This window comes from Ferrimicrobium sp. (assembly GCF_027319265.1).
Lineage (GTDB): Bacteria > Actinomycetota > Acidimicrobiia > Acidimicrobiales > Acidimicrobiaceae > Ferrimicrobium.
The window spans coordinates 164,957-172,593 of record NZ_DAHVNP010000070.1 but is presented as its reverse complement, the minus strand read 5'-3'; the positions used below and the strand labels follow the sequence as shown (position 1 = coordinate 172,593).

The following is a 7,637-nucleotide window of genomic DNA, read 5'->3' as shown; positions in this document are numbered from 1 at the left end:
CAAACGTGCCCATCAGCGCAATCCTGCTCACCTACAAGTTCATCCACGCGACACAATCGTCATCACTGGTCCCTCACGCACTTCACCACAGAGGCGCCATGCCGCTGGCAGTGGGCTCGGACCTTAACTAAGTGGTATTGGATTTAACCCGAAAGAGCAGATCCGCACCGGTACTTGCTGCCTGTTCCCATAGGTTAAACCCATAGAAGCCCCGATCAGCTAACACTAACATCCCTGGGCGAAGACGGCTGACGAGCTCTCGCGCGAATGCAACCTCAGAGCTGGTGCAGGGGCCGACCTCGGCATCGACGATCGCATGGGTTCCACACTCTGCTAGTCCAACAAGACGTGCCTGAGGGAAGGCAGAGCGATCTCCTCGACTCGAGGGAGGGCGACCAAAGTGGGCCTCGTTAGCCACAGTGTCGGCAACGTCTAAACAGGTGCCATCAATCGCCATCACGCGCCTATTGGCAAACCAGGATCCTGGGGTATCTTGGGTAGCGAAAGGGCGTACAACCCGGCGAAAGAGATTATGCACTGGTTCTGCACCCAACCGGAGTCGAGCCTGGAAGAGTGCAGACTTTGACGGGGGCTTTAACGACTCAGTCCATCCCTTGGACCATGACAGGCCATCGGAGAGCTGAGAGAAGACATCCTCATAGGAACCCTCTGAGTACATCGCCATACATATGGCAAAGTAGACCATCACCCGGGCAGGAAGAACCCGGTTGCGGATCTCCCTCCGGCCAGCATCATCGATCGCTTCATCAATCACATCTGGAGGGAACACCCTCGTAAGCAGACCAATTGAAACGAGATCGGATAATCGACGATCAGTTGCGGGCTTTACCCAACCAGAACGTGGCATATACACACATTACCACAGAGAAACCCTTAACTGAACGGTATTGAGGCTTAGAGTGCTCAATTGCGAGAGGTTGATTTAGGCTTCGGGCGGTGTGTTGTCTCAATCCCAGTAGCTGTCATGGCGATCTCGACGTTGTAGTTTGGGCAACTGGGTGGACAGCTCGGCGTTTCCATCGCGCAACTCGCTGCAAGTTGCATCCCAGATGGAACTCATTGTTTGGTAGATTGTAGATCATGACGATCGATGACCTCGCAACAGCTATCGCCATTGCGTTGGAACGATATGGCTGGCCCGAAGCGGTTCGGGGTGTCAAGGAGTTCTGCATCGAGTTTGAAGCAGCTGATGATGAGTACAGAAAGCAGATGATCGCCCCTGAACCGCGCAGCACGGGTAATAAGGCTTTTGACGCGATGCTGGCAGGTTTAGCCGAACATCTTGCTTTCCACCCTGAGTTACGTATTCCCACATGGGCGCTGGACCCAACGCGATCAGTAGAGGACGAGTGGTGGTTTGCCACCGACTCTCACGGCTTGCGCCCGCTGTGTTTCATGGATACGCCAGCGGCATTTGCAAGCCGGGGAGTGTTTCTTCCCCGATCGGCGCTAGCGCATGTATGAAAAAATATATTTCGATCCAGAGGAAGTTTTAGAACTTCTTCACGAACTATCTGACGGACTTCAAGCACGTGGCACTAAGGCCGAACTATTCCTCGTTGGCGATTCTGCAATGAGTTTGTGTTATTCACCACGGCGTCTAACCCGTGACCTCGATGCTATTTTCGAACCAAAAACAGTCGTCTACGAGGTGGCGATGGATATCGCCATAGCCAGAGGTATTCCAGAGTCATGGTTGAATGATGGTGTGAAAGGATTCCTGCGGGGCAATGATCAAGATGCTAGAGTGCTGTTTGAAACTGAATGGTTAACCGTTCGTGTTGCATCGCCTAGGTACATGTTTCTCCTGAAGGCGTTCGCCAGCAGGCTGGGAGCGGACGAGGATGACTTAAAGGTTCTATGGCCACTTACCGGATTTAAGGACGTTCCGGAGGCTCTCGAAGCACTTGAGAAGGCGTACCCCCATGTAGAGCTACCGCCACGTGCAAAGTTCCTACTACAGGAGTTATTCAGTCCTCCAAATCCTCGCTTCCCAGCACCATGATTGGTTTCCTGTCACTAGCGCACTGAAAGTGCACTTCGTTCTAGTTTCGTAGAGCACAGTGTTATAAGGGGCGCTTTGTGGTTCAAAGCCCGATCGTAGCACCACCCTGTGCAGCCGCAGCGACGGCATAGTAATTCTCGTAGACCCGCTGCGCTTGGAGTTGTGCCTCATCCGGATCGATCGGCCCCTCCATGAAGCGTCCGGGCGACAGAGAGATCACATACGGGGAAGGATCTTCGCTCAGACTCTCCAGCACAAGATCAGCGATACCTGCTGAACCAGACACCCCATGCGCATTACACCCCGCAGCCATCACATAACCGTGCAGCCCTGGAACCCGACCGATCACAAAACGTCCATCTGGCGTGAAGGCAGGAAAGCCACCGACCGTACTGCGTACGCCGGCCTCGCTCACCCCAGCAAACAGAGTCGTGAGTGAGCTAGCGAATTCACCCATCACCTCCCAATCCGCCTCGGGGTTCATCCGAGATCCCTCGTCTACCTCCTTGGGGTTCATACTCAAAGCCTGGGCCTCCCAGCCGCCACAGAGAAGCCCATCGAGTTCCGGACGAACATAGATCCGCTCATCAGGAACCCTGAGAACCGGGACGCCAGAACCATAGCCTGTGGTCGAGCCGGTGATGAAGTACTCATGTCGTACCGGAACGATCGGCAACTCGAGACCGACCATACGCGCCACCCAACCCGCCCATGGGCCTGCCGCGTTGATGACCAGCTCAGTCGCGAACTCGCCATCCGGAGTGATGACTGAGCACACCGCTCCGTCACGCACGCCAAAACCCATGACCTCACAGTTGGTCACGAACCGGACACCGAGTTGGCGTGCACCCGCCACATAGCTCATCGCCAATGAATTCGGTTGCAGATAGCCATCCGTTGGACACCACAGCGCGGCCAACACCGCCTCGGGTTTGGCCAAGGGTATCATCTCCGAGACCTCGTCAACGCTCAGTCGCTGGACCTCCAACCCTGCGATGGCAGCCACCCGAGCCATCTGATCGAACTCTACGACCCTCTCAGGTGTCAGAGCGAGTCGTAGGCTGCCACTCTGCACCCAGTCCGGGGTCACTCCAGTCTTCTCCTCAAGACTCTGGAACATCGCCACCGACGCCATGGCGATCTTGGTGCGCTCAACGCTCGTTCTCACCTGCCCCACCAGCCCGGCGGCTCGACTCGAGGTCTCACCGCAGATCTGCGAACGCTCCAACACCTGGATGTCCCGGTATCCCGCCTGAGCAAGGACGTAAGCGACGGCGCACCCGATGATCCCACCACCGACAATAGTGAGGGCGCTATCCCTGGCCGGTTCCAACTCCTATTCCCCTTCTCCAAGAGATTCGACCGAGGAGGAAGTGATAGCCACACCCGCCGTCATCAACACATCCGCCGTCATCAACACACCCGCCGTCATCAACACACCCGCCTAGTCAACCATCTCGCTGCTCGATTCGGCACGGTGATCGGCGACGATTCCATGGGCCTCGTACTTACGCTTCTGCACGGTCTGATAGTAGAGATAACCCAGGACCACGACGACACCGATGACGATGACTCCACCCCATGCATCGACACCAGGGCCGTAGATGGCGGTACGGGGCCAGATCAGGTTGATGCTCATCAGCACTCCATAGAAGAACGCTACCCCATTGACGACCGGGCCCCACTTACCCATCGAGAAAAGACCGTCCTTGTCCTTCTGGTTCATTCCGCGCTTGCCCCGTTTGAACAACAGCGAGCCGGTAACCATGAAGTAGGCGACGTAGACGAAGATAATAGCGACGCTCGTCACGATCGTAAAGATCTGTGGCTTGCCGATATTGACTATCAGAATCAGTGCTGCCACCACACCGGAAATAATGGAGGGCACGATTGGCGAGTTCACCTTCTTCGAGACCCTCGAGAGTACGTTGCCAAAGGGGAGATTGTTGTCTCTGGCCATCGAGAAGGTGAGACGAATGGTGGCCGTTTGGATAGCGAGGGTACAGACAAAGATCGCCACCGCCACGTCTGCCAGCATGATCTTGCCAAGGGTGGCGCCGAGAGCGGCCTCGATGATGTAGGGGAGGCCACCGATACCCAACTTGGCTGGGTTCAGCGTTGGAGAAGCCATGATTGCGAACAGAAGGAGAAGCGCTCCGCCAAGCCCCGAGGCGGCCAGGGCCGTCAGAATCGCCTTTGGACCCTTGCGACGGGGATCCTTTGTCTCCTCGGCTAACGTGCAGGCGGTATCAAAGCCATACATGACATAGGCCGGCATGATTACCGCAAGCAGGAGGGCGACACTGCCTCCAAAGATTGAGTAGCCAGGGATGCCGGGGCCAGTCCCTTCTGCATGCAAGACGACGGCTGGGCCTCTCTGAAAGTGGAAAGCCAGAAGCACCACAAAGACCGCTACACCAACCAGCTCGGCGACGACGCCAATGTTGTTGACGATCGACATGATCTGGACACCGGACATATTCAACAGCGTGGTGATCACCAGGACGACAACCCCAAGAAACACGGCGTTCTGGGTCGTGTTCTTGAAGACCTCGAAGCCTGACCAGATCGATGGGAGGACGATCTGCTCGGCGATCGCCACCGCAGCGACCGTCACTACGTCGCCAACGAGCATCACCCAACCGGTCATCCAGGAGGCGATCGCCCCGTTGAGCTGCTTTGACCATTGATAGACCGAACCCGCGATGGGATAACGCGAGGCGAGTTCAGCAAAACAGAAGGCCACCGCCATCTGGCCCACCCAGACGAGCAGCCACATCCAGAACATCCTCGGACCACCGAACGCGTAGCCAAACCCGAACAGCTCGAACATACCGGTGAGAACGGAGATGTAGCTGTAGCCTGCCGCAAAGGACGAGAACGTTCCCAGACTCCGGTGTAGATGCTGTTTATAGCCAAAGGACGCCAAATCGTGAGAATCGGCGATGTGCTGTTGGTCGGCCATACGGATTATCCCCCTACTCCTACGAACACCTCTGAAGGACCAAGAAGGAAAGGTACCCCCGTTCACCTCACGTTGATCCCACAGGTGTTACTCGCTCCATACGCGATGCCACCGATCGTAGCACGAAAACTTATATGGTAAAGACCATTTATGTTAAATCTTTCTCACTTCAGGCTTCATCGTGGAAGTCTCCGACACTAGCTGCGAATTCTCTTCATCTGAGGGTCGACGAGAGGCGCCTCGACGATAAGCGCACCGATCCACTCGCCGAAGATGAAGACCTCGCAGGCCTTCCCTGGCTCCGCCAACTCGACTGGGACATAACCATAGGCGATCGACTTGCCGACGCTATAACCTATTCCACCTGAGGTCACCCTCCCGATGATAGCTCCCGACATTCGAATCGGTTCATTGCCCAGTGCAACCGACCTCGAGTCCTCGAGCACCAGGCAGACAAGTCGCCGAGAGGACTCCCTCTTGGCGAGCCCCTCGGACCCAAAAAATCCCCCAGGTTTGTCGGGACGGAGGCAAAACTCGAGTCCAGCCTCAATTGGGTCATCATCAGGAGTCACGTCAGAGCCCCACACACGGTAGGCCTTTTCGAGGCGCAGCGAATCGATGGCGCGATAACCCCCCACCATCATTGCATGAGGTTCGCCCGCTTCGACAAGCGTCTCAAAGAGGCTCATCCCATACTCGCTGGTACAGTACAGCTCCCAGCCTAGCTCACCAACGAAGGTAACCCGTAACGCAAGGACGGGCACATGACCAACGGTGATCTCCTGTGCTCGTAGGTAGGGAAATCCGGCATTCGAAAGGTCAGCATCAGTCAACGGTGCGAGGATCTCCCGCGACTTCGGACCCCAGAGCGCGTAACAGGCGTAGCTGCCGGTGACGTCGGTGAGCCTGACACTGCCATCGTCTGGCAGATGGCTTCGCAACCAACTAAAGTCGTGATTCCCGAACGCCGTTCCTGTGATCAGGAGAAAGCTTTCGCCGGTGAGTTGGGTGATGGTCAGATCCGCCTCAATGCCTCCGTGGGAGTTGAGCAGCTGGGTGTAGGTAATGCGGCCTGGCCCCTTGGCTACATCGTTATCGGCGAGGTAATTGAGATACCGCGCGGCACCAGGTCCATCGATGCGTAACTTCGAGAAGGAGGACTCGTCAAAGAGGGTTGCACCCTCCCTCGTTCCAAGGTGTTCACGAGCGATCGCCGTCGACCAGTTCATGCCGGCCCAACCCTTCGGACGGAGGTACTCCAGACTGGGATCCTCGTTCGTGGAGTAGTAGTTCACCCGCTCCCAACCAGACTTCTCGCCAAAGACCGCTCCATGCTCTCGATGCCATGAGTAGGCGGGCGAGCGCTTCAGACCCCTCGCTGAGGTGCGCTCATGGTTGGGATAACGGATGTCATAGTAGGTCTCGTAGTTCTCCCTCGTTCTTGCCAGCGTGTAGTCATAGGATCGCCAGTGACGACCGAACCGCCGAATGTCCATCTCCCATAGGTCAAGACTCGGTTCGCCGTCGACGATCCATTCCGCCATCACCTTCCCGATGCCTCCCGCACCGGCGATTCCATGGGCACAGAAGCCAGCGGCTACGAAGAATCCACCGACCTCGGTTTCGCCAAGACAGAACTCATTATCAGGGGTAAAACCCTCTGGGCCGTTGATGAGCTTTCGAATCTGGAGCTCGGACATGATCGGGACACGCTTAGCTGAATTGGTGGTGATCTCCTCGAATCGGTCCCAATCCTCATCCAGGAGGCGGCCGTTAAAGTCACCCGGGATCGAATCGCGTAGGTGCTCATCCAAGAAGGCGGCCCTGGAGTGGCGTTCGTAACCACCCATGACCAGTCCTCTTGCATCCTCACGGAAATAGACGAGAAGATCGGGGTCTCGCAACGTGGGTAGTCTCACTCGATCATCCTCGGATCGGAATCCGGTCGTCACAAGATACTGATGCGAGAACGGAATCACGGGTATCCTGACCCCTGCCATCCGCCCTATCTCTGCAGCATACATCCCGGCCGCGTTGACCACCTTGTCCGCTCGGATCACCCCACGATCCGTCTCGACTCCTCGTATCCTTCCCTCCTCGACCAACAAACCTGTCACTCGGGTCTTGGTATGGATCTGAACTCCGTTCTCTCGTGCTACCCGCGCGAGCGACTGCGTCAACTGCGAAGGGTCAAGGTACCCATCCGTGGGAAGAAAGGTGGCTCCAACCACTTCGTCGCTCGACATGAGGGGAAAGAGGCGGTTCGCCTCAGCGACCGAGATCTCCTCGAGGGGGAGTCCGAAGGTCTGCGCCCAGCCCACCTGACGCTGGAGCTCCTCCTGTCGCTCCTTGGTACAGGCGAGTCGAATGCCACCACTTTCGACCCAACCGGGATCCGTCTCCGGATCCTTGGCCAGTTCACGGTAGAGCTGGGCAGAGTACATCATCATCTTGGTCAGCGTCACCGAGCCTCGCAGCTGACCTACCAATCCTGCCGAGTGAAAGGTCGACCCATTGGTTAGCTCATCACGATCGACGAGCACCACATCTGTCATGCCTAGCTGCGCAAGGTGATAGGCGATACTAGCGCCGCCGACACCACCTCCGATGATCACAACCCTCGCCGATTCGGGCAAATCCTGCATC

General features: G+C 56.8%; 5 protein-coding genes and 1 pseudogene. 2 read left to right on the top strand and 4 right to left on the bottom strand.

Annotated elements, in window-relative coordinates; genetic code table 11:
- Positions 1-139: 139 nt before the first annotated feature.
- A pseudogene (locus M7439_RS11010) lies at positions 140-868 on the bottom strand (IS4 family transposase); the annotation flags it as partial.
- A 233-nt stretch (positions 869-1,101) separates the two neighbouring features.
- Between M7439_RS11010 and M7439_RS11005 the strand changes: the two are divergent.
- Positions 1,102-1,485 (top strand): hypothetical protein, encoded by a 384-nt coding sequence (locus M7439_RS11005; protein WP_298349263.1) that lies wholly within the window; start codon positions 1,102-1,104, stop codon positions 1,483-1,485.
- Positions 1,478-2,026 carry a DUF6036 family nucleotidyltransferase gene (locus M7439_RS11000; protein ID WP_298342894.1) on the top strand — a complete coding sequence of 183 codons (549 nt, stop codon included), beginning with the start codon at positions 1,478-1,480 and terminating at the stop codon, positions 2,024-2,026. Before M7439_RS11005 ends, M7439_RS11000 begins: the two co-directional genes overlap by 8 nt.
- Before the next feature lie 82 nt (positions 2,027-2,108).
- Here M7439_RS11000 and M7439_RS10995 read toward each other — a convergent pair whose 3' ends face one another.
- The 3 genes from M7439_RS10995 to M7439_RS10985 form a co-directional block, all read right to left on the bottom strand.
- Positions 2,109-3,359: an FAD-binding oxidoreductase gene (locus M7439_RS10995; RefSeq protein WP_298342890.1), complete on the bottom strand. Its 1,251-nt coding sequence runs from the start codon at positions 3,357-3,359 to the stop codon at positions 2,109-2,111.
- 111 nt (positions 3,360-3,470) lie between these two features.
- Positions 3,471-4,991, bottom strand: coding sequence for an APC family permease (locus M7439_RS10990; protein WP_298342887.1), 1,521 nt, complete (start codon positions 4,989-4,991; stop codon positions 3,471-3,473).
- Between the two features lie 197 nt (positions 4,992-5,188).
- Entirely contained in the window at positions 5,189-7,636 is a 2,448-nt protein-coding gene (locus tag M7439_RS10985; RefSeq protein ID WP_298342884.1) for an FAD-dependent oxidoreductase, read from the bottom strand.
- Between the last annotated feature and the right edge of the window lies 1 nt (position 7,637).